Here is a 255-nt window from a genome sequence, read left to right as displayed (position 1 = left end):
GCCCCGGTCGCCTTGACCTGGTCCACGCTCATCGCCTTGACCGTCGCCGCCGTGCCCACCGGCATGAAGGCCGGGGTCCGGATGTCGCCGCGCGCCGTGGTCAGAACCCCGGTCCGGGCGCGACCTTCGGTCGCCGTCAGGGTGAAGGGAAAGGGCAAGATGGGCGGCTCCGGCAAAGGGGGCGCATATAGGCCCGGCGACCGGGCGTGGAAAGCGCGTGGTCCGCGCCCTGGCAACACACCGGGAAAATCAGCC

1 pseudogene is annotated in these 255 nt (G+C 71.4%); it reads right to left on the bottom strand.

Going from position 1 to position 255, the window contains the following annotated elements:
• Nucleotides 1–239 (bottom strand): annotated as a pseudogene (locus RYX56_RS23750) (hypothetical protein); the annotation flags it as partial.
• Between the last annotated feature and the right edge of the window lie 16 nt (nt 240–255).

This window comes from Alkalihalophilus lindianensis, assembly GCF_032843265.1.
Lineage (GTDB): Bacteria > Bacillota > Bacilli > Bacillales > Bacillaceae_D > Alkalihalophilus > Alkalihalophilus lindianensis.
The sequence above is the reverse complement of the archived record's forward strand: the minus strand, read 5'-3'. Positions and strand labels throughout refer to the sequence as shown.